The organism is Flavobacterium sp. PLA-DH12 (assembly GCF_059511845.1).
In genome coordinates this window covers 31780-55515 of record NZ_JCAMPD010000015.1, presented here as the reverse complement: position 1 = coordinate 55515, position 23736 = coordinate 31780, and the positions used below count along the sequence as shown (strand labels likewise).

The 23736-nt window shown below is 34.8% G+C and carries 15 protein-coding genes; 7 read left to right on the top strand and 8 right to left on the bottom strand.

All coding sequences use genetic code 11. The features are described from left to right. Nucleotides 1-22: 22 nt before the first annotated feature. From AC5ZCW_RS21765 to AC5ZCW_RS21750, 4 genes are all read right to left on the bottom strand, one after another. Nucleotides 23-844: a glutaminyl-peptide cyclotransferase gene (locus AC5ZCW_RS21765; protein WP_496121726.1), complete on the bottom strand. Its 822-nt coding sequence runs from the start codon at nt 842-844 to the stop codon at nt 23-25. An 809-nt stretch (nt 845-1653) separates the two neighbouring features. Then, a complete protein-coding gene (locus AC5ZCW_RS21760; protein WP_496121724.1) occupies nt 1654-2943 on the bottom strand; it encodes an HlyD family secretion protein in 1290 nt (429 codons plus the stop codon). 2 nt (nt 2944-2945) lie between these two features. Next, nucleotides 2946-5138 carry a peptidase domain-containing ABC transporter gene (locus AC5ZCW_RS21755; protein WP_496121722.1) on the bottom strand — a complete coding sequence of 731 codons (2193 nt, stop codon included), beginning with the start codon at nt 5136-5138 and terminating at the stop codon, nt 2946-2948. Nucleotides 5139-5213: 75 nt separating this feature from the next. Then, nucleotides 5214-6056 (bottom strand): DUF6625 family protein, encoded by an 843-nt coding sequence (locus AC5ZCW_RS21750; RefSeq protein ID WP_496121720.1) that lies wholly within the window; start codon nt 6054-6056, stop codon nt 5214-5216. A 1000-nt stretch (nt 6057-7056) separates the two neighbouring features. Between AC5ZCW_RS21750 and AC5ZCW_RS21745 the strand changes: the two genes are divergently transcribed. Both AC5ZCW_RS21745 and AC5ZCW_RS21740 read left to right on the top strand, forming a co-directional pair. Beyond that, nucleotides 7057-8079: a PDDEXK nuclease domain-containing protein gene (locus AC5ZCW_RS21745; RefSeq protein WP_496121718.1), complete on the top strand. Its 1023-nt coding sequence runs from the start codon at nt 7057-7059 to the stop codon at nt 8077-8079. Between the two features lie 306 nt (nt 8080-8385). Then, a complete protein-coding gene (locus AC5ZCW_RS21740) occupies nt 8386-8547 on the top strand; it encodes a hypothetical protein (RefSeq protein WP_433831304.1) in 162 nt (53 codons plus the stop codon). Nucleotides 8548-9003: 456 nt separating this feature from the next. Here the strand turns inward: AC5ZCW_RS21740 and AC5ZCW_RS21735 are convergent, their stop codons facing one another. The 4 genes from AC5ZCW_RS21735 to AC5ZCW_RS21720 all read right to left on the bottom strand — a co-directional run bounded on the left by AC5ZCW_RS21735 (nt 9004) and on the right by AC5ZCW_RS21720 (nt 13181). After that, nucleotides 9004-9543: an IS3 family transposase gene (locus AC5ZCW_RS21735; protein ID WP_433831302.1), complete on the bottom strand. Its 540-nt coding sequence runs from the start codon at nt 9541-9543 to the stop codon at nt 9004-9006. 41 nt (nt 9544-9584) lie between these two features. Continuing rightward, a complete protein-coding gene (locus AC5ZCW_RS21730) occupies nt 9585-10775 on the bottom strand; it encodes an IS3 family transposase (RefSeq protein WP_496121716.1) in 1191 nt (396 codons plus the stop codon). Nucleotides 10776-11146: 371 nt separating this feature from the next. Further along, nucleotides 11147-11746 (bottom strand): IS3 family transposase, encoded by a 600-nt coding sequence (locus AC5ZCW_RS21725; protein WP_496121714.1) that lies wholly within the window; start codon nt 11744-11746, stop codon nt 11147-11149. 40 nt (nt 11747-11786) lie between these two features. Next, nucleotides 11787-13181, bottom strand: coding sequence for an IS3 family transposase (locus tag AC5ZCW_RS21720; RefSeq protein WP_496121712.1), 1395 nt, complete (start codon nt 13179-13181; stop codon nt 11787-11789). A gap of 749 nt (nt 13182-13930) precedes the next feature. On the opposite strand from AC5ZCW_RS21720, the gene AC5ZCW_RS21715 reads away from it, so the two are divergent. The 5 genes from AC5ZCW_RS21715 (at nt 13931) to AC5ZCW_RS21695 (ending at nt 23514) form a co-directional block, all read left to right on the top strand. Then, nucleotides 13931-15046, top strand: a complete 1116-nt coding sequence (locus tag AC5ZCW_RS21715) for a helix-turn-helix domain-containing protein (protein WP_343543991.1) — start codon at nt 13931-13933, stop codon at nt 15044-15046. A gap of 125 nt (nt 15047-15171) precedes the next feature. Then, nucleotides 15172-20844, top strand: a complete 5673-nt coding sequence (locus AC5ZCW_RS21710; RefSeq protein ID WP_496121710.1) for an MBG domain-containing protein — start codon at nt 15172-15174, stop codon at nt 20842-20844. Between the two features lie 71 nt (nt 20845-20915). After that, a complete protein-coding gene (locus AC5ZCW_RS21705) occupies nt 20916-21749 on the top strand; it encodes a hypothetical protein (RefSeq protein WP_496121708.1) in 834 nt (277 codons plus the stop codon). Between the two features lie 342 nt (nt 21750-22091). Then, nucleotides 22092-22706, top strand: coding sequence for a YdeI/OmpD-associated family protein (locus AC5ZCW_RS21700; protein WP_496121706.1), 615 nt, complete (start codon nt 22092-22094; stop codon nt 22704-22706). A gap of 226 nt (nt 22707-22932) precedes the next feature. Beyond that, nucleotides 22933-23514, top strand: coding sequence for an ankyrin repeat domain-containing protein (locus AC5ZCW_RS21695; protein WP_496121704.1), 582 nt, complete (start codon nt 22933-22935; stop codon nt 23512-23514). The last annotated feature ends 222 nt before the right edge of the window (nt 23515-23736 follow it).

Sequence of the window (23736 nt, the reverse complement as noted above, 5' to 3'; positions counted from 1 at the left end):
TATGCGGTTAGATAGTAAAAGATTATTCAGTAAATTTAATTTCAAAAACACAGGGCCACATTTTTCCAGTAACCAGAAATGTTTTTTTTGTTTTATTATAAGCTATTCCATTCATTTCCAATGCCCCCACGAACCGGCTTTTAGCCTCTTGGCTTAAGGCATCTAGATTCATAGTTTTTATGACTTCACCATTTGAGGGGTCAATTTTGACTATATTGCTAGTCGTGTACACATTGGCATAGATGTATCCATCAACATATTCTAATTCATTTAAATTATTGATGGGTTTTCCATTATCTAGAACCTGAAGTCGGCTAATTGCCTTAAAACCATCAGGATTGACAAAAGTTAGATTATTTGTCCCATCGCTCATGATTAAAGTTCCATCTTCGGTATTAGTCAGCCCCCATCCCTCTTCACTTTCAAACTGAAAAGTTCCGATCTGTTTAAATGTCTTTGAATTGTAAATGAAGCCAACCTTATTTTTATAAGTTAGTTGGAATATCTTATCTTTAGATTTTGCAATACCTTCTCCAAAGAAAAACTTTTTATCTAATTCAGCTTTTATATCAATTGAGCCTGATTTTAGGTCTAAAATGCCAAAAACCGACTTCGTTTCCGGGAGATCAGCAGGGGAGCCTGTGCTTTCAAAAAGTGTTTCACCATCACAAAACAGTCCTTCTGTAAAAGAGTTCATGTCATGGGCATATATCGATATTATTTCAAAATCCTGCCTTTCAGGTTTGATGCTTTCAATAATCGGAGTTTCATTTTTTTTACATGAAAATAGAAAAAATGAAAGAACAGCAAAAAGCCTACAGAATAATTTAAAAGTAAAATTCATGTTTTCAGTAAATCAAATTTGGTAAGAAAATTATGCTGTAAACTTAGTTTTTTTTCTGCTTTTTTTTTAAGATTGACTTTTAAGAAAAAATATGATTTTAATGATTTATGTTAAAAACATAAGTTTTATATGATAAAAGCAAAAGATGAAAAAAAAACATGATGTGTTTTTGTTAAGTTTTTTTAAGATCATAATTAAGCTTAAATTGCCATCTGTACTGAAAATAATCAAGTTTTTTAACTATATGAATCTATTTACTGGCCTACTGGCCTTAGCGGTAAGAAACTTAAATGTTGCGGGAGTGCATAGAACTCATTTGCTACTGTAATGATGACACATAGCTGTGTGCAGAAAACATTTTAATACTAACATACAACCTTAATAATTATGGAAGGGGAGAATATAGCTGCCAGTTTTATGAGGTTTTTTTTAAAAAGGGATGCCATATGGCAAGTAAAATCATAAATGCTGCAATTTTTATATATAAAAAAAGGATTTAAAATTTTACAGGAGTGGAAGAATGGGAATCTATACTGCGTAAAATTCTAGAGTGACATAATTGTCTTTTTAAGCTGTAGTGTTTTAGAATGTAAAAAAAATGTAAGCAAATCTTGAAAATGTAGCAGAAGCAGTTTTTTATGCTGTAGCCACGTTTGAGATAGTAATGTCAGATATAACTAAAGACGCACCGATTTTGCCTTTTAAATACAATAGGCAGGTCATATTTTTTATAACTTTAAAGCCGGTATCTATATATCTAAAGAATAAGAAATTGTTTAAGCCTAATTGTAATATTTAATTAGGCATTATTAAATCTGTTCGAAAATACTTTTAAACTGATACAGTATCCGTTCGATCAAACGCAGATTTTCGGTTATGATTTCAGCGCTTCCTTTCATTTCCTGCTGGAAAGCAATCTTTTTATTGTATGATGTTTCTAGTCCGTTTGGAAGAGCAACATCTATAAGAATGTTTCCTTCCTTATCTGGCACCAATGAAATGTTTTTGATTTGGCCTTTCAAAACGCCAAATTCTCGATCTGGGTAATTTGCCAAACGTATATTGACTTTCTGCCCTATTTTTATTTTTCCTGAATTTAGAGCAGGCGCTTTCACTTTTCCTACATAACTGTTTTTAGCATTCGGAATTATAGAAAATACATTATCTCCAGCGCTTATGGTCTGGTTTTCATTCCAGACCTGAAGGAAAGTCACTTTACCGCTGATGGAAGACTGTAGTGCATAAGCCATTTCCCAGTCTCGTATCGTTTTTTTGAGCTGATAGAAAGACTGCGATACGCTGCGTCCGAGATTGGCCTCTTCTTTTGTGCTGTTTATCTGCAGATTATGGCTTGATTTTGCATTGTCAATCAGAGAGGATTTTAACTGCGAAATGGATGACAGCAAGCTTCTATAGTTTTTCTGCGCTTGGAGGAAATTTAGATTTTTGGCTTCCATTTCCTGCGCAGAAATGATTCCTTTATTAAACAGCGTTTCAAAACGGACCATTTCATTTTTCTGAAGTTCCAGCTCCCTTTCGTTAATTAGTTTCTGCTGCTTCAAAATTTCTATCCTTTCCGTTATCTGGATTTTTTCAGACTGCTGCGCTCTAGTGTCCACTTCAAAAGGGTGCAGGTCTTTATTTAGTTCCTGGGCCTGATAATCTTTTTGGAATGCCGCAAAAGCACTTTCTACCTCTCCTAATTGCTTGTTTTGCAATAATGCGAAAGGAAATCCTTTTTGGGAATTATTTATATCATATCTAGCGACAATATTTTTAAGCAGAAAAACATCTTTGTAATTTGCCGTGTTTTCAATAATGGCCAGTGTGCTGTTTTTAGCATTCTCTGTTTTATCTTTTACTAAAATTGCTTCAATTCGCCCAGAAGATTTTGATACAATCTTCTCTGGGGGAATATTGGTTGTAATAATAATTTCTGTTTTAACTGCATCAGGGTATTTGACAAACCAGGAGATAAAAAACAGTATTATGATGATGGCAAATATCAGAACAGTCCCCCATCGTATCATCCAATGCGGCACTTTGGTCAGGATATCCTGAACCTCTTCGCTTCTTAATTCAAATGTATCTTCGGCCATGATTAATTTCCTAATTGCAATTGGTTTCGAACCAGTTCAAAATAATTCCCTTTCTGTTCAACAAGCGCGGAGTGGTTTCCAATTTCAATGATTTTTCCTTTGTCCAAAACCACAATCTGGTCGGCGTTCATGACCGTGCTCAGACGGTGCGCAATGACCACAACAGTCTTATCCCTAAAGAAGATGTCAAGCTTCCGCATAATTTCTTTTTCGTTATTGGCGTCCAAAGCAGATGTTGCTTCGTCAAAAAATAAGATTTCAGGATTCTTGTACACCGCCCTTGCAATCAGCAGACGCTGTTTCTGTCCGGTGCTCATTCCTGTTCCTTCCGAACCGATTTTGGTATTGAAGCCCAAGGGAAGCCCGGTTATATACTGTCTGATATTCGCCACATCTGATGCGTAAACCAGCCTTTCTTTATCAATTTTATCTGCTCCAATAGCAATGTTATTGGCAATGGTATCGCTGAAAATAAAGCCTTCCTGCATAACGGCCCCGATATTGGATCGCCAAGCTTTTTGCGTGATATTCTTGAGCTGGGTATTTCCTATGGTAATTTCTCCTTTTTCCGGTTCGTAGAACTTTAAAAGCAGTTTCATCAGGGTTGTTTTTCCGCTTCCACTGGTTCCTACTATTGCAGTTATTTTATTGGCAGGAATTTTTAAGCTTAAATTGTCTAAAACCGGAATGTCTGAACCTAAATATCTGTAGGAAACATTTTTCAATTCGATATCCGAATCATAAGGAACATCATTTGACTGATCGTCTTCCTGCTGCGTTTCACTCTCTTTTTTATGAATTTCGGAAAGTCTAGCCAGCGAAATTTTAGCATCCTGCAACTCTCTTACAAATTCAATTAACTGGGTTATGGGGCCGTTCAGGCTTCCTACGATGGAACTGATGGCAAGCATCATTCCCAGTGTTATTAAACCGTCTATAACCAATTTGGCAGAAAGGAAAATAATAAATATATTTTTTAATTCATTAATAATTGAAGAACCTATTGTCTGCGTCTGTTCTAATACAAGACCCTTTATCGAGACCCTGAAAAGTCTTGCCTGGACATATTCCCAGCTCCAGCGCTTCTCCTTTTCTGCATTATGAAGCTTGATTTCCTGCATGCCGTTTATCAGCTCTATTACTTTACTCTGCTCATTTGAAACCTCGGAAAACCTTTTGTGGTCCAACGCTTCTCTTCTTTTTAAGAATAATATTATCCATCCAAAATAAAGAAAACTTCCCGCAGAAAATACTAAGAATATCTGAAGGCTATAATATGCTAAAACAGCGCCCATAATAAGCACATTGATAAGTGAAAATAATACATTTAATGAAGATGTGGTTAGAATTTTTTCGATGCGACGGTGATCATTTATTCGCTGCATAATATCTCCGGTCATCCGGACATCAAAAAAAGAGATAGGCAGATCCATTAATTTAATAAAGAAATCTGATATCAGTGAAATATTAATTCTGGTTGATAAATGCAGCAGAATCCAGCTTCTAATAAACTCCAGTCCAGTTCTTCCCGCAAAAAGGAACAATTGTGCAAAAAGGATGAGATAGATAAAGCTAATGTTCTGGTTCTGGATTCCCACATCAACAATGCTTTGGGTTAAAAAAGGAAATATAAGCTGCAATAAGCTACTGGCCAACAAGCCAATACTCAACTGAAACAAAAATGATCTATAGCGCAGGATATACTGCGATAAAAGGCCAAAACCGAAAGCCTTATGGTCTTCGTTATCTAAATCGGACTGAAAAAAATTAGGAGTTGGTTCCAGCAGCAGCACAATGCCATCCTGAGTATGGTCTTCAGTATTGCTGCCAATCCAGGATTTTAGAAAATCTTTTTTCTGATATTCTATTAAACCGAAAGCGGGGTCTGAAATGTAATAAGTTTCTTTATTGATTTTATAAAGCACCACATAATGATTTTTATTCCAATACACTATACAGGGCAAAGTGGCGTCTTGCAGACTTTCAATACTCAGCTTGACACCTAATGTTCTAAAACCGGTTTTCTCGGCGGCATCACTCAGAAAAAGGAGATTGCTTCCCCTGCGGGTAGTCTCGCTAATATTTCTCAGATACTGTATGTCTAATGTTTTACCGTAATACTTAGCAATAATCTTTAAGCATGTCGGGCCACAATCCTTCATATCTGCCTGTCTATAATGAGGAAATCTTTTCAATTTTACTTTCTTTTAAATATCTTTGTTAAAATTTGAGTATATTGCAATTTTGGCAGCCAGCATATTATGATTGCATTATCTCGAATGATAAATTTTTGTTTTGCTTAAATAATATTTATTCGGAATATTTTTGGGTGCTTTCTTCGCGAAATATTCTTTTTTAAACCAGAATAAATGGTACATAATCCCTTCAAATTTATTTTTATAATATACCCTTCCATTTTCAAAAGTTATTCGCCCTGTTAATCCTTCCAAGAGTATAAAATCAAAATGTGCTTTAATTTCTCCAGATGCGGCAGCTCCTTTTATTAAGTGCGTAAAACTTTCTATATCTGTTTTGATCTCGAAAATTGATTTCCCAATAGTCAGTTCGTCCCACGCAAAATTGCATTCATCAAAGCAATAATGGTCAGGATTGGAGAATACTGTTTTAAAATCCTTACTGCGCATAAAAAAGCGATTGATAGTTTCATTATTTTTGTAGAGCGCAAAACAGCCAGTGGTGTAATCATGTCGCATGCTTATAAAATCAAAATGCTCAAGTAGATCTTCAGTTAAGAAATCCCGAATGTTTCCATAAATTACATCAAGGTCACTTTGTCCCCAAAAATCATAGCCTTTTATCAGATCTGAGAATAAATATCCATAGGCCGGCTTAAAATCGCATAATTTGTAAGGGTAATCGATATTGACCTCAAAGCCGAGCTTGTCAGAAGCTAAGTGTTTAATCTGATCTAATGATTTATCAATTATTCTTACATTCGATGGTTTCTTCGGGATTACTTCTTTATTGTCAGTTATAATAAAGAAGTCGATACTGCTATTAAATGAACAGGAATGTATAAAATATGGAAAGTACCATGGATACGAGCCTGACCAGCATATAATGATGGCAATGGAATTAGATTTTTTTTTCATATAAACTTATTGTATTTTATGCGTTTTTTTTGGGAAAAAATAGAGGCCATATTTATGAGCGATGTTAAAGATCTAATTGAATGTATAGGATCAGTATCTTTTCTGCAAAATGATATAATAGAGATGGGTATCCAGAATTACTTCAAAAAAAGTAAGATTTTTTTTCAAATATTGTAAAAAAAATGATGGGGTGCAAGCATGAAAAAACATTGCTTAAATTTATTCAAAGAAATGTGTTTATTAAGGTTTTGATCTTTAAAGAGTTGTCTTTTTCTTGCGATACTACGGATGTGTTTTTGTAGTGTTTTTATTAATATATTCAAAAAAAGTTGTCTTGGAAATTTAGATGCGGAGTATAAATTAGCTTTGATTGCGTGTTATGGATTGTTTTCAGTTTGATTTTTAGACTATAGGTAAGGGAGTTCAGTTATCTCATTTAAGAGCTTTCATGATTATTGTGGCTGAGTGTCTTTGGTTGGTTGGTTGGTTGGTTGGTTGGTTGGTTGGTTGGTTGGTTGGTTGGTTGGTATTAGTTAGTTAGTTAGTTAGTTAGTTAGTTAGTTAGTTAGTTAGTTAGTTAGTTAGTTAGTTAGTTAGTTAGTTAGTTAGTTAGTTAGTTAGTTAGTTAGTTAGTTAGTTAGTTAGTTAGTTAGTTTTCTTTTGTTTCTTGTGAGTGTTTTTGATTTTTGTTTTAGCCGGCGATGGGGAGGTTGGTTGGAGAGGTTCATTATTTTTATTTATAGATTTCTTTTTGAATGTGTCATAGGGAAGCAGGAGTTTAATTGGGAGTAAAAAGCAGAGCGAGATATTATACATATTCGAAGGTGATATGGGTGGGTTTTGACCTTTCAATGCTTAAAGGATTCAATTAAATTTGTTTTTAAACTGTTGAAAGCTGCTTTTTAGTATTTTTGTTGCTAACAGATACATTTATTAAAATGATGATTAATTAAGCTAAAAATTAGAAAAATTTAATTTAGTTTAATAATAATGATATAATATGGCGAAAAATATAAATAATGCTGCTATTGTAGAAACTGATTTATTCAGTGAATTATCCCGGCTTGTGGAACAGACCCAGCAGCAGGTTATAGTTCAGAACAATAGTGCTCTAACATTGCTTTTCTGGGAGATTGGTTTTAGAATTAATGAAACGATGCTTCATAACAAACGCGCGGAATATGGAAAACAGATTGTACCTGCGCTGTCTGCAGAATTGAAGAATAAGTACGGAAGAAATTTCGAAGAGAAAAATCTTCGAAGAATGATGCAGTTTGCCGATCAGTTTAGAGACAGGGAAATTGTCGTGACACTGTCACGACAATTAAGCTGGTCTCATTTTTTAGTTATCCTGCCGATCAAAAATGCAGAGGCAAAACTGTTTTATGCCAGTCAGGTAAGCGACCAGCTGATGAGTGTCAGGGATTTGCGCAGGCAGATAGCGACAAAGGCTTTCGAACGAACTTCAATAGCTAACATCCAGACAGCTTCATCTGAAGATAATCTGCAGTATTCATTTAAAGATCCTTATTTGTTGGATTTTCTAAATTTAGGAAATGCCTATCTGGAAAAGGATCTGGAACAGGCAATACTGGATGAACTGGAAAAATTTATTCTGGAACTGGGAAAAGGATTCTCATTTGTGGAGCGCCAGAAAAGAATGATTATAGACGGTGAAGATTTTAATTTGGATCTGTTGTTTTACCACAGAAAGTTAAAGCGGTTAGTAGCCATTGAATTAAAGTTGGGCAAGTTTCAGGCTAAACATAAGGGGCAGATGGAACTGTATTTGCGCTGGCTGGATAGATACGAAAAACAGGATGGGGAAAATACACCGATAGGCCTAATACTCTGTGCGGAAAGCAGCAGGGAACAGATTGAGTTGCTGGAAATGCATAAAGACGGGATAATAGTTGCGGAATACTGGACCGATCTGCCGCCTAAAAAACAGTTTGAGGAAAAAATACATTCAATACTGGCTGAAGCAAAAGAAAAAATAGAAAGAAAATATCTGTCAGAATAAATTTTAAGTGCGATCATCTGCAGAGTGTATACACAATTTGAAGAACAAGTATAATTTTTCATAAAGGTCCGTTATCAATCGATTTATCATATGTCTTGGCTAATCTGGATCCTACTGGCATTTTCAGAAGTTTATCTCGATTTTTAATTTGTGCAAGCGCCTCTTGCACAAATCTATTAAGCATTATTATAAGCATGATGCGAAAAGGCAAGATGTAAAAGCTAAATTGATACCACAAAAAACATTAAGCAATTATATTGAAGTTATAAATGAAATCAAGTTCGATAAACTCAAAAAAAATCAATCATGAGAGAACACAAAACAACAACGACACCGACCCAGAAGAAGATTATAGAGGCTATGGATCAAGTTTCTGAAAAATTAATTGAGTTTAAAAAGAAGAATAACAGCGATCTAGTGGTTATGAAGGATGGTAAAATCGTAAGAATTAAAGCAAGCTCTTTATAAAACAGTATTCCAATGAAACTTGAAAGCTCTCAGAAATGAGGGCTTTTTTTATTCTTAGTTAGTTAGTTAGTTAGTTAGTTAGTTAGTTAGTTAGTTAGTTAGGTTTTCTTTTTGAGACTTCTTTGTGATATGGTTTCTTTTATTAGTCTTTCTAGCTTTATTTTGGCTAGTGATTGTCAAGTCCTAAGATGAGTGTGGTTGATTTTATTGGCAGATATTTTTTATAGTTACTTATTTGCAGATGATTAATAGGATTTACAAGATCAGGTTAAAGTTATGTAGCCTTTAGACTTATATTTTTCTTTTTTACAAGCTATATTTTTTTCTGTTCATTTTTTTCCCAATGGAGCATTATAAATCTAGACTTACTCCTTGCTGTTATACTAAGGTTGAAAGTCGGTTTAACTAAATTGGATCGCAGATAGAATATGAATAAAGTCTGTGAAAAGGAGAATATTATTTTTTTAAATTGCATTGCAATCCAAGCTCCTTCATATATCTCTTTACGGTTGTGAGAGAAATTACAAAGCCTTCATTTTGAAGCATCGCAGCAATTCTAAGGGCGCCGTATCGCTGCTGCGAGTTAAAAAAAGCCTCCTTTATCTTCTGCTGTCTTAGTGCTTTTAGCTTCTGCGTCTTGTTGGGTATATTTCTTTTCCATTTGTGGTAGAAAGATCTGTTAATATTTAATACGTTGCACATTAGCCTAATGCTGTACTCTTTTTCGTTTTTTAGGATAAAGTTCAAAAGTACGGCCGCTTCTTTATTTAAGTATCGGCCAGCGGCTTTTAGAATCAGGAATTTTTCATCCATGTGCTTTATTTTTTTTTCTAGTTCTTGAATTTTCCCCTTTTCGAGACGGAGCCTCGAAAAATATTCTGCCTTAAAATTGTCGTTTCCCCATTTCTCATGCTTCTGGCGCCAATCGGTCAGCAGGCCTCTATATAGGCAGAATTCTTTCTCCAGCTTTATGATGCTTTTGTTTCCGTAACTCATGATGACAAGCTTTTCTTTAAAATTAGGATCGTATTTTCGTCTCATTGTATTTCTAAATGCGAATTATAAATGGTTTGGTTTTCTGCTGCGAACTGCTCAATGGTCTTATAGTTGAGATAGGAATGGATTCTTTTTCTGTTATACCATGTTTCTATAAAATCGTAAATTTCTTTCCTCATCTGCCTTTGGTTTATCAGTTTGATCTTCTGATGAATCAATTCATTTTTTAAGGTGCTGAAAAAACTCTCGCATACCGCATTATCATAGGAATTCCATTTTCGACTCATGCTTCGGATGCAGCCGAATGAATCAAGAATGCCACTTAAGGCTTTGCAGGCATACTGCACTCCTCTGTCCGAGTGGAATATCATGTCCCGCAAAACTTTACGGTTTTTTATTGCCATCTCCCATGATGGCAGAATGGTATTTTCTGCAGATATGCTGACGCTTAGATTCCAGCCTATTATTTTTCTGTCATATAGATCCATTATGACAGTAAGATACATAAAGCGTTTTTTTGTTTTGATATATGTTATGTCTGAAACCCATACTTTTGAGGGAGCTTCTACAGTAAAATTTCTATTTAAGACATTGGGGGCGATGTAATGGTTATGGAAAGAATCGGTGGTTGCCACAAATTTTCTTTTTGGAATCCTTTTCAGCTTCAGCTGGCGCATGTAGAAATCTACCTTGGATTGTTTCAGATTGTATCCAAGCTTATTTAATTCGGATGTGATTTGTTTGCTCCCGTAGCGTTTGTTTGAGTTAAGGAATATTTTAATGATATTTTTTTTTAAAGCAATGATATGGCTCTTCTTCTCAGAGAGGCCGTTCTTTTTCCATATATTGTATCTTTTTTTACCTACATCCAGTACCTGGCACATCTGTACCAGGTCATATTTTTTATGGTTGTTTTTTATGAACTGGTAGATTTCTTCATTCCCGTTGTAGAGATGCGGAGTGGCATTTTGCAATATTTCGTATCTCAGTTCGGCTTTTTTTAATTTTTGTTCAAGTTCATATATGGTCTTTTGTTCAGGATGCACCTTTATTTGGCCTTTTCCGCAAAAGCTACCATCGCCGAATTGTCTATGCTCCCTACGCCATCTCTGGATAAAATGCATTTCTATTCCCAATTCATCGGCAGATTCTTTAGTGCTGTTCTTCTGATAGCTTAGCTTAACGGCATTTCTTTTGAAATCAGGGCTAAATACTCTTCTTTTTTCTACCATAATACTCTTTTTTAATATTATTAATAGAAGAAATTTAAAAAAAAATATTCTATTATAACAGGAAGATTTATAAAGTAATATGCTTATTCCTCTAAAAGGTAAGATATTGACAGGCATTCCTATGTCATTCCTTTTGGATTATTCCCTATGAGTGGTCAGCAGCTTGATAAAAAGTTTTTAAAATGAGAGCCCTTCGGTTTCTCGTCAAACAACTTCTGTATTTTCAGTATATGGTGACTTGTTAAAACTAATTATACATTTGTTTTTTGCTTAAAAAGTTTTAGTGTCGAGTTTGAAATTATGAATCTGGACTAATAATTAGTGGTAGTATCCTTAGTGCTGATATAATATTATAATAAAGATCGGTAGATTTAAGGCTTTTTAATTGAAACACAAAGACCTAATTCACACATGTACCTTGCCGTGGTTGAGCTTGAGATCTTGTAGCCTCTTTTTTGAAGTTCAGCGGCTATTCTCATATAACCGTATCTTTTTTTACTTTCATTAAAAAGAGCCGTTATGTTCTGCTGTAATTCTATTTTTCTTTTTTTTCTTTCGTGCGTATAATAGTGGTTTTTCCATCTGCTATAGGAACGCTGGTCTACGCCAAGAATTTTGCAAATTTGTTTTGCAGAACACTTTTTTTCAAATCTCTCAATGAAGTGATATATGGCAATTCGTCCCATAGAAAGATAAGGAACTGCATTTGATATAATTGAAGAATGAAGTTCCGCTTTCTCAATTCTTTTTTTGAGCAGATAAATTTTATTGTCTTCTGGATTTAGTCTAGGATTTCCACAACCAGGAAAGCTTCCTTTGCCATATTTATTAAAATCCTGCCGCCATCGATTCAGGAGTGTTTTTGTGATACCGAGTTCTTGCTCAACTTTTTCAATAGTACTTCCCTTATGACTCAACATTACAGCCATTACTTTGAAATCACGATCATAAATTCTTTGACTCTTTTTCATATAGAATAAAATTTTTGTGCAATATGGAAATTAATAAGTTTTATGGTTTATGGGAAGCATTAAATTCTTCAATAGTCAGATAATTGAGGGAGGAATGTATTCTTATTTTGTTGTACCAATTTTCTATGTAATCAATAATCAATATTTTAATATCCTTCCTAGGCAATAATTTGTTTTGATATATCAATTCTCTTTTAAGTGTATTGAAGAAACTCTCAGCATGGGCATTATCCAGTGAGTTTTTTCTGCGACTCATACTACGGATGATACCTTTATATGATTCCAGTCTGTTGGTAAAAGCTCTGCAGGCGTACTGTACGCCACGATCAGAATGAAATATTAACCCTTCTGAAACTGAGCGATTCACAACGGCCATGTCCCAGGCAGCAATTGTGGTTTTCAGGGCAGACATAGTAGTGCTAAGACTCCATCCAATTATTTTCCGGTCGTACAAATCCATGATGACCGTAAGATATAAAAACCTTTTATCGGTTTGTATATAAGTAATGTCCGAAACCCAGACCATTGACTCAGACGTAACATTAAACTTTCGGTAGAGAAGATTGGGTGATGTGTAGTTATTGTGTTTGGAATTAGTTGTGATTTTGAATTTCCTTTTTGCTTTTTGCCGCAGTCGCATCTCTTTCATGTATAACCCTACTTGGGTGTAAGATATTTTTGTGCCATTATTGGTGAGTTCTTGAGCAATTTTAGTGCAGCCATAAAATCCATGGGAATTTTTAAATGTCTCTGTTATCTTTTCTTTTAGTAAAATTATACGCTTCTTAGTATTTGAAAGTGGCTCGGCTTTCCAGATACGATAGCTGCTTTCAGATATTTGCAATACCCGACACATTCTATGAAGGGTATATTTTCTTTCATTTTCTTTTACGAACTCAAATACGGCAAGTCGACCTTTACGAAAGTAGGGAACGCAGTTCTTTAAGATTTCACAATTAAGCTCTGAATCGAGGCATTTTTTTTCCAGTTCAATTATTTTTTGGCGTGGGGGATCTATTCGGCTTCTGCCATTTCCGCAGAAACATCCCGGGCCAAATTTTTCATAGGTTTTGCGCCAGCAATGAAGACGTCCACCCGGTATATTGAGTTCTCTTTCCAGTTTTGAAATACTAGTACTCCCATAACTTTGCTGCACCACTTTCTCCTTAAATTCAGGACTAAAGAAAAGGTTCTTTGATTTTCTGCTTTTTTTTGATTGATCAGTAACAATAAAACTCTCCATTTTCACTTTAGGTTTGCCTTTACCGGGGAAACAATAGTTACCCAATAGTTCGTACTCCCTGCGCCATTTATGTAATAGACCTTGCGGTATATTGAGTTCTCTTTCAGTTTTGCTGTTATTGCTTCGGTTATAACTTAACAGTACTGCTTTTTCTTTAAACTCGGGATCAAAATAACGATGTGATGCTCCCATATAGATTTGATTTATTATTAAAATAAAACGTTTAATATATATAGTTTTAATGTAATTATTTGTAAAACAGCATGTTAATTATGTTGTGCTAAATTAAATAAAATCCCAATGATAATTTAGAGCATATTACAATTATGTTCAATTATTTATGACTGTTCAAAGTTGTAAGATTATTTCTTTTATATTTGCACTAACTACTACGTTAAATGTTCTGCGAAAAGGCTGTTATTTGACCAAATATTATCAAAATAACCAATATTGTTTTTTGTAAGATTTTAAAGTGTAAAATTTGTACCTTATTTGTACCTCGACATTGCTTAAACCTTATTAAATAAGGAAAGTTAATTTCTGCATCGGGAAATAGAGGGCGTAAAGAAACATAAAATAAAAATAAATGAAACAGTTAAAATGTTAATTATTAATGTTTTAGATGTTTTTTTTATTCAATTTTTTTTTGAATATGTGAGTATTTACGATCAAGAGATTAAAGCATTATGATGCAGTGGGAAAAAGGATGTTAAGTCAACTTTAAGTTTTATGTCCTTATTTTTTTACAACTTTAGTTATATAGAGCCTACTCTTTTAGTCACAAAAAAGTATCAACTCCATTTTTAAATAATTTTAATAGTGCAATTTGCAAAGGAAGATCATTTACGACTATATTTGACAACGACAAAACCTGCTTTTTAGAAGAATAAAAAATCGGTATTCTAATAAATGGTTTTAAGTAAACTTTTTTTACGCATAAAATGCTTCAACAAAAATTACAGAATTGGCTAAACCAATTTAAGCAGTACTTTTTTACGTACAGCAATGGTTTCTATCATCTTCCTTATAGCAGTAAATCTCCGCAGGATCTGGTAGAGAGTCTTGCCAACTACCCGTTTATGAAACACAATCGAGTAAAGCAGAGTGTTTATGCTAATACGCCATTTTGTTCAGGAGGTTTTAACTATCAAGAATTAGAAGAGGGCCTTTGGGTTATTTATTCTAAGATGAAATATAAAACGAATGTTGCCTTTGATCTTATTTATGATAATCCTCAGGAATTGAAAATTGAGGATGGAGGCTATTATATGCTTAGTCTAAATAATGTTACAACTCGTGTAGTAGCTGATATGAAAATCTGTGAAAAACAATTATGTTTCGCGAATTACAGTTGGACATTCTTTAAACCAAAAGAACGCAATTGTGATGTGAATTTTAAAGGCGCAAATAATAAATACATCACTCTGTATTTTAGTGAAGAATGGCTGCAAAAAAATCTTGTTCAAAATAGTTTGTTCTCTGAAGCGGGATTAAATGATTTTATAGCATCTGATACACCTTATATTGCTTGGCCGCTTGATGAAGAAGAAGAGGTATTGAAAAATTTTGGCTTGTTTGACGAAGTTATGAATATGAATAATGAATCAACTCATATCGATTTTCTCCAGTTTAAACTTTATACTTTGAATCTTATTTTTGATTTCTTGAAAATTTGCAAGAAACAAGAAGTGATTAAAAGACATTCTGTCATTGACTATAATGATAAATTTAGTATCAATAAAGTCGAAAACTATTTATTAGGTAATTTATTTGACAAATTTCCTGGAATTGATTTTTTGGCTGAAAAATTTAAGATTTCTGAAAGCAAACTCAAATCAGATTTTAAGCAGTTTTTTGGAAAACCCATCTATAAATATTTTCAGGAAAAACAGATGATCTTAGCCAAAGAACTTATTATAGAAAACAAACTTCTCATAAAGGAAATTTCATATAAGTTTGGTTACGAAAACACCAGTAAATTTAGTACCGCTTTTAAAAAACATCATGGTGTTCTGCCGTCTGAACTTCAAAAACAAGAATTAGAAGTAGCTCTATAAACTTCCTTTTTGCTTTGATTATATAGTCAAAATGACTTTTTGGGCTATAGATTTTTTTGAATAAAACTTTTTGGAGTATCTCTTACCATAGCCTCTATTTTACTTTTGTCTGCAAAAAATAGAATATGACAAAAATTACTTATTCGCTGAGAGTGGTCTTAAAAAAAACACGCGATCGGCTGCTTTCCAGATTATCGATACTGATGGTTTTTATTTTGCTGAATTTTGCCAGCGGGATAGCACAGACATCTCAATCATTTTGCGGTTCTGCAACTGTTACCAATTTGAGTACAGGGACTACTGTCGGCAGTAGTTATAAATGGTACAGCTCCGACATCAGCCAAACAGCATTGAACTCAACTACAGCACTCGCTACTGGTACTTATTATTTAGAAGAAACATTTGCTCCCATAACATTAGGAAGTGGCTTCAATAAAGAAACTTCAATTGCCGTAGATGCAGCAGGAACTATTTATGTGTCAGATCAGCTTAATAACGCAATAAAAAAAATGTCTCCTGACGGGCTTACTATTACAACTTTAAAAAGTGGACTCAGTGGTCCATTTGGTATTGCTTTAGATGCCGCCGGAAATGTTTATGTAGCAGAAAGTACTAATAATGCAGTTAAAAAAATATCTGCTGACGGAAGTACTGTTACAACTTTAGGAGGCAGTTTTAACAGACCTTGTAATGTGGCTGTAGATGCTGCTGGATACATTTATGTAGCAGATCAATTTAATAATGCTATAAAAAAAATCTCTCCTGATGGCGTTACTACAACAACATTGGCAATTGGATTTAATCATCCGCAAGGAATTGCTTTAGATGCTGCCGGAAACATTTATGTATCAGATACCAACAATAATGCTATTAAAAAAATAGCTCCTGATGGGAGTGTTAAAAGTTTAAGGACTATTGGAATTAATAATCCAATTGGACTTGCAATAGATGCTTTTGGAAATATATATGAAGCAGATTACGGAACAAACAGCATTAATAAAATATCTCCTGATGGACTTACTATGTCAACTGTAAGAAATGATTTTAACCGTCCGTACGGTGTTTTTATAGATGGTTCGGGAAATATTTTTGTAGCAGATACCAACAATAGTCTCGTAAAAAAAATTGTTGTTACCAGAAATGCAGTGAATGTTGCTGTAAATCCTGTACCTGCCGCACCTACTGTGTCTACTCCGGTAGTTTATACTCTTGGAGCAACGGCGTCTGCCTTAACTACGACAAACGGTACAAATTTGAAATGGTATACAGATGCAACAACAAGCACAAGCGTTTCGACAATTACGCCTTTAACTAGTGCTTTGGGAACAACTTCTTATTGGGTTTCGCAAACTGTAAACGGTTGCGAAAGTACAAGGGCGAAAATTAATGTTACGGTAAATCCAGCCGTACCAAATATTTCATATGCGGGAGTTAAGACAACATATATTACGGGAACTGCTATAGCATCTTTGACTCCTACCAATACAGGAGGTACACCGGAACCAAACCCTACAAAAACTTATACAATTAGTCCGGCTTTACCTGTCGGTTTGTATTTTGATACTACATCGGGTGTTATTTCGGGTACACCAACGGCTCCAACTGCCTCAAATACTTATACTATTACTACACAAAATGCTGGTGGTGTAAATAATACAAAAATCACGTTTGCTATCTCTGTGCCAATTGTAACAAGTGTAGATGTTCCTGCAAATAAAATATACACTGTTGGGAATAGCCTGGATTTTATAGTTAATTTCAATGGAAATATTACGGTTACCGGCACACCTCAATTGGAAATAGCCATTGGAGCAACAACGCGCCAGGCTATTTATATGAGTGGTTCGGGGACGAGTGGTTTATTGTTTAGATACATTGTTCAATCTGGGGAATTAGATAATGATGGTATTACTATCGGTACTTTAGTTCTTAACGGAGGCACTTTAAAAGACTCTGGAACAAACGATGCTGACTTACTATTAAATAATGTAGGTGAGACTACAGCTGTTTTAGTTGATGCTGTCGGACCAACCGCATATATAGTGGTTGCAGATATAAACTTGACGATTGGTAAAACGAGTTTGGTAACTTTTACTTTTTCAGAAGCAGTGACAGGTTTTACCAATGCTGATTTTACAGTAGAAAGCGGAACAGTAAGCGCAGTAAGTTCATCAGATGGCGGTGTTACTTGGACAGCCTATCTTACACCAACACAAAATATTACAGATGCAAGTAATATTATAACATTGAACAATGCTGGCATAACAGATCTAGCAGGTAATGCAGGGAACGCTAGGACCTATTCTAATAACTATGCCGTAGATACAGCTGCACCAACCGCATCTATAGAGGTTGCAGATACAAATTTGAAGATTGGTGAAACGAGTTTGGTAACTTTTACTTTTTCAGAAGCAGTGACAGGTTTTACCAATGCTGGTTTTATAGTAGAAGGTGGAACATTAGGTGCAGTACGTTCATTAGATGGCGGTGTTACTTGGACAGCCTATCTTACACCGACGCCAAATATTGCAGAAGCGACTAATATTATAACATTGTTCAATACTGGTGTAACAGATGCAGCAGGTAATACAGGAATCGGAACTACCGTTTCTAATAACTATGCCATAGATACAGCTGCACCAGAAGTAATAAATTTGACTGTACCTGTAAATGGAACATATACAACTGGAAATACTCTAGATTTTACGGTTAATTTTCCTGAAAGTGTATTCGTTAGTGGCACACCGCAATTAGCAATAACTATTGGGGCTACAACTCGCCAAGTTGATTATTTTAGTGGCTCAGGTTCGAGTAGTTTAACCTTTAGATACATCGTTCAAGCTGGAGAATTAGATACTGATGGTATTGAGATTGGCACTATAAGGCTTAATGGAGGAGCTTTAAGAGACTTTGCAACAAACGATGCAAATTTACTGTTGAATAATGTAGGTGTGACTACGGCTGTTTTAGTCGATGCAGCTATTAGCCCTACGATTACTTTTGCAGATATTAGCAAAATCTATGGCGATGCTGATTTTGATTTAACTGCAATTTCTGATTCTCCAGGAAACATCAGTTATTCTATAATTGCAGGAGGAACAGGTTCGGTAATTTTGTCCGAAACAAATAATAAAAAAGTTACATTAGTCAATGCTGGTACTGTAACAATACGTGCGACTCAGGTTGCTGATGGGAATTATAGATCAGGATTAAGAGACATTACTCTTACTATTGAAAAAAAATCAATTTCAATCACAGCAGATAGTCAAACAAAAACTTACGGCTCAATCGATCCTGCTTTGAGTTATATGTCTTTACCGGGTCTAGTTGGAAGTGATACCTTTACAGGAGCTTTATCAAGAACAGCAGGCGAGAATGTAGGATCTTATACTATCGGACAAGGAACCTTAAGTGCTGGTTCAAATTATGCAATTAGTTTCACAGAAAGCAATCTTGCAGTTACCGTTAAACCAATTGCAGTTACAGCAGATAGTCAAACCAAAATCTATGGTTCTGCTGATCCTGTTTTGACCTATACATTTTCACCGGGTTTAGTTGGAAGTGATGCCTTTACGGGGGCCTTATCAAGAACAGCAGGTGAGAATGTAGGATCTTATGCTATTGGACAAGGAACCTTAAGTGCTGGTTCAAATTATGCAATTAGTTTCACAGAAAGCGATTTTGCAGTTACTGCTAAACCAATTTCAGTCATAGCAGATAGTCAAACAAAAACTTATGGTTCTGCTGATCCTGTTTTGACTTATACATTTTCACCGGGTTTAGTTGGAAGTGATGTCTTTACAGGAGCTTTATCAAGAACAGCAGGCGAGAATGTAGGATCTTATGCTATTGGACAAGGAACCTTAAGTGCTGGTTCAAATTATGCAATTAGTTTCACAGAAAGCGATTTTGCAGTTACTGCTAAACCAATTTCAGTCACAGCAGATAGTAAAACCAAAATCTATGGTTCTGCTGATCCTGCTTTGACTTATACATTTTTACCTGGTCTAGTTGGAAGTGATGCCTTTACGGGGGCTTTATCAAGAACAGCAGGCGAGAATGTAGGATCTTATGCTATCGGACAAGGAAGCTTAAGTGCTGGTCCAAATTATGCGATTAGTTTCACAGAAAGCGATCTTGCAGTTACCGCTAAACCAATTGCAGTCACAGCAGATAGTAAAACAAAGGCTTACGGTTCAGCTGATCCCGTTTTGACTTATACATTTTCACCAGGTTTAGTTGGAAGCGATTACTTTACAGGAGCTTTATCAAGAACAGCAGGCGAGAATGTAGGATCTTATGCTATCGGACAAGGAACCTTAAGCGCTGGTTCAAATTATGCAATTAGTTTCACAGAAAGCGATCTTGCAGTTACTGCTAAACCAATTGCAGTGACAGCAGATAGTAAAACAAAGGTTTACGGTTCAGCTGATCCTGTTTTGACTTATACATTTTCACCAGGTTTAGTTGGAAGTGATTACTTTACAGGAGCTTTATCAAGAACAGCAGGCGAGAATGTAGGATCTTATCCTATCGGACAAGGAAGCTTGAGCGCTGGTTCAAATTATACGATTAGTTACACAGAAAGCGATCTTGCAGTTACTGCTAAACCAATTGCAGTGACAGCAGATAGTAAAACCAAAATCTACAGCTCTGCTGATCCTGTTTTGACTTATACATTTTCACCGGGTTTAGTTGGAAGTGATGCCTTTACAGGAGCTTTATCAAGAACAGCAGGCGAGAATGTAGGATCTTATGCTATCGGACAAGGAAACTTAAGCGCTGGTCCAAATTATGCGATTAGTTACACAGAAAGCAATCTTATAGTTACCGCTAAACCAATAACTGTAACGGCAGATGATTTTCAAACAAAAGTATACGGAGAAACAGATTCAACTCTTACCTATTCGGTTTCACCTGCTTTAGTTAGAAATGATATTTTCTCAGGTACATTAAAAAGAGCAATTGGAGAGAATGTTGGAACTTATGAAATAGGACAAGGAACTTTGACTGCGGGTAACAATTATGCCATTACGTATATAGGCAAAGACTTTGAAATTACCAGAGCAAATCAGGTAATCACTTGGAATCAAACTTTAGTTTCGAATTGTGACGGAGCAACTACAACTGTATTAACTGCTAGTTCAAATAGTGGTTTACCAATAAGTTATGTTTCTTCGAATATAGATGTGGTAACGATTTTCAATAATGAATTAATCTTTAAAAATTCTGGTTCAGGAACAATTATGGCTTCACAAGCTGGTAATAACAATTACTATGCAGCTGAAAGTATAACGTTACCAGTTTTAAATAGCCAGCCAAATTTAATCAGGCAACAGTTTGACAATGTTATTTTCTTTGACAATAGTTCAAAAGAATTTACATCGTATGCGTGGTACAAAGACGGAATTCTTGTTGCAGGTCAAACTTTGCAATATTACAAAGAAGCTGGAGGTTTAAATGGAACATATTACGCAGTTGCTAAAAAATTAGACGGAACATTAATCACTTCTTGTCCATTAAAGTTGTCTTCAACTGCAACAAATGAGGTGATTAAAATTATTCCGAATCCAGTTAAAAGTAATGAGACTTATCAATTGGTTACCAATTTTGATCCAGCTAAAATGATAAATTCTCGTGTTGACGTGTTTAGTATAAGTGGATCGTTGGTAGATCAAAAAGTGACCAATGAAAATGAGACTACTTTACTGGCTCCAGCTGTTGAAGGTGTCTATATTGTAAGGCTCACTTTAACAAATGGTAAAACGTTTACAAAAAACCTTTTAGTGAAAAACTAAATAAATGAATGGGTATGAAGTCCCCATTATTTATAAATGGGGATGGATTATTCTGGTAAAAAATAACAGACATGAAATTTAATCGTAAACACATATTAGGAATTATATTAGCGCTTTTTTCTACAATTGCGAATGCTCAATTTTACGTTGGGGTACAAACAGGAGCGGCTAGTCTTGAAAGCAACGTAGCAGGAACAGTAGCCGAAACTAAAATGGGAGGAGCTGTAAAAGTTGGATATATCTATTCCTTTACAAAAAACATCGGAATTGGATCAGGATTAGAATTCTCACAATACAAGCAAAATGTATCTTTGGTTTCTTCTTCTACTACACTGACAAATTATGAAGTAGATGCTTCTGGTTCGGCATTTATTTATAGTGTTACTACCAGTAATTATAAAGAAAAACAAACATTGCAGGCCCTTCAAATCCCACTTTTTTTGCAATTTAAAATGAACATTAACAAAGGGATTGATTTTAATTTTAGAGGAGGAGTAAAGTATTTTTTACCGGTTAGTTATAAAATAAAAGCGACTGCAGATAATGTAAATGGTAGTGCTTATTATCCTGATTTTAATTTGACAATTAATGATTTACCAGAATATGGAATAGGGCAGGGAAGCAGTTATTCTGGATCAGGGGAATATGAAACAAAAGGTATTTTTATGAGCTCTTTTGAGTTCGGATTTACATTTGATATTGGTAAAAAGAATGCTTTATATGCTGCGATGTTTCTCGAAAACGGATATGGAACCATACTTGATCAAAACAAGAATCAGTCTTATGTTGGATACAATCCAGCATCAACCGCCGACAGAAAAGCTAATGGTTTGTATAGTACAGAACAAAATGCTAAAATCACTCCAGCAGCATTTGGTTTGACATTGGGATGGAATTTTAAATGATAATATATCAAATGTTTAGGCGATTATTATTCTGTCAAACATTTGCAGATAATTAAGAAATAATAGAATAAAATTAAAACAACTTTCGGGTTGTTTTTTTTATTTAATAATGTTTTTGCAGTTTACATTCTAATCTCAGATGAAGCTTTTAAACTAAGAAAGAATGTTTATAATAATGTTATATTTAAGGATAAAAATATATTTTCGTTTTAGTAGATTTGTTATAAATTAGAGCAATTTGGGTTGTCATAATTTAAGAGGAAAAAATGATACTATTTTGTATTAGAGTTTAGTAGTATTTGCATGTTTTAAAATTTCATCATATAATAAATAGTTCAATCAATGGAAAATTATAACAAAGACGTTACAGATTACATTGCAAAAATGGCTGACTTTGCAAAGCCTATTTTAAACCATTTACGAGAGATAATTTTTAGTGCCTGTCCCGAGGCAGAGGAGAATATTAAATGGGGAACGCCACATTATTCTTACAAAGGCGATCATTTAGTTATGATGGGCGGTTTTAAACAGCATTGCTCATTTAGTTTGTATAAAGCTGAATTAATGAAGGACAAAGAGATTCAGGCAAGCGTGCAGGCGGGCAAGAAATTTGGATATTTAGACAAGATAAAAGACTTATCTGAATTGCCAAGCAAAGAAAAATTAATTGCGTATATTAAAGAAGCAATGGTTTTAAATGAGAATGGCACTGCTAAACCTAAACCAGTAAAAGAAAAATCAGCTGCAGAAGTTGTCGCTCCTCAAGAATTTATAGATGCATTGAAGAAGGATGGTAAAGCGACTGAAATTTTTGAAAGTAAATCGCCATCATTCCGTAAAAATTATATTATCTGGATTGCAGACGCAAAAACAGATGAAACTAGAAACAAGAGAATTGCGCAATCTCTAGAATGGATTGCAGAGGGGAAAGATAGATTTTGGCAATCCAAGAAATAATAAGGTGAGATTAGTTCAATTGTTTGCATTTGCGCAGTGACTCTTATTGATGCCAGTTGTTGGACAGAAGGAGTTTTACGTATATTGCCAATAAAATATCTGACTTACAACGTAAATATTTTTTCTAATTTATCTGTCCATGAAAAATAGTATAGTCCTTTTAATAACACTAATAATTTCTGTTTGTTCGTGCCAGCTAGTTAGAGCTTTAAAAAAAAATGAAATCATGCAAAAAGATATCCTGCATTTGGTGCATCAGAATGATACCTTAGGAGTTGTGAAAGCTTTAGAGAATGGAGCGAATGTAAATACCACGGACAGTAATAAACGTTCTCTACTGCTTATTGCCACAATGGGTAAGCAAGTAGAAATGGCGAAGATTTTAGTAAAGCATAAGGCAGATGTGAACCAGCAAGCTGAGAACAAGGACAGCGCTTTTCTATATGCTGGTGCAAGTGGTCAGACTGAATTGGTGCAGTTATTTTTGAATAATGGTGCACGTTTTGATATTTTCAACCGCTATAATGGATCGGCACTTATACCTGCCTGTGAACGTGGTCATATTGAAACAGTGAGATTGCTTGCTAATACCAAGAACTATCCGATTGATCATATTAACCGTTTAGGATGGACCGCTTTAATGGAGGCTATTGTACTAGGAGATGGAAGCTTGAAATACCAGCAGATTGTTCGAATTTTGAAAGATGCAGGAGCGAAAATGGATATCCCTGACCACGATGGCGTAACCCCATTACAGCATGCGGAATCAAAAGGGTTTAAGGAAATCGTGGCTATCATAAAATCATAAATATACTCGATGAGGTAGCGTATTTCCTGCGAAGCTTATTGGCTTATTTATGCATATTAGAAGTAATGAAAGAAGTTCCAATTGCTCATGATGTTAAATTTCCTTCAGCAAAAAAGTAAGCTTTAACATCTTGCTTACGTTTGCGGTCTACGGTCTACGGTGCAACCGTAGACCGAAACCACAATAAAATAAATAATAAAAAGTGATAATTCGCGACAGCGA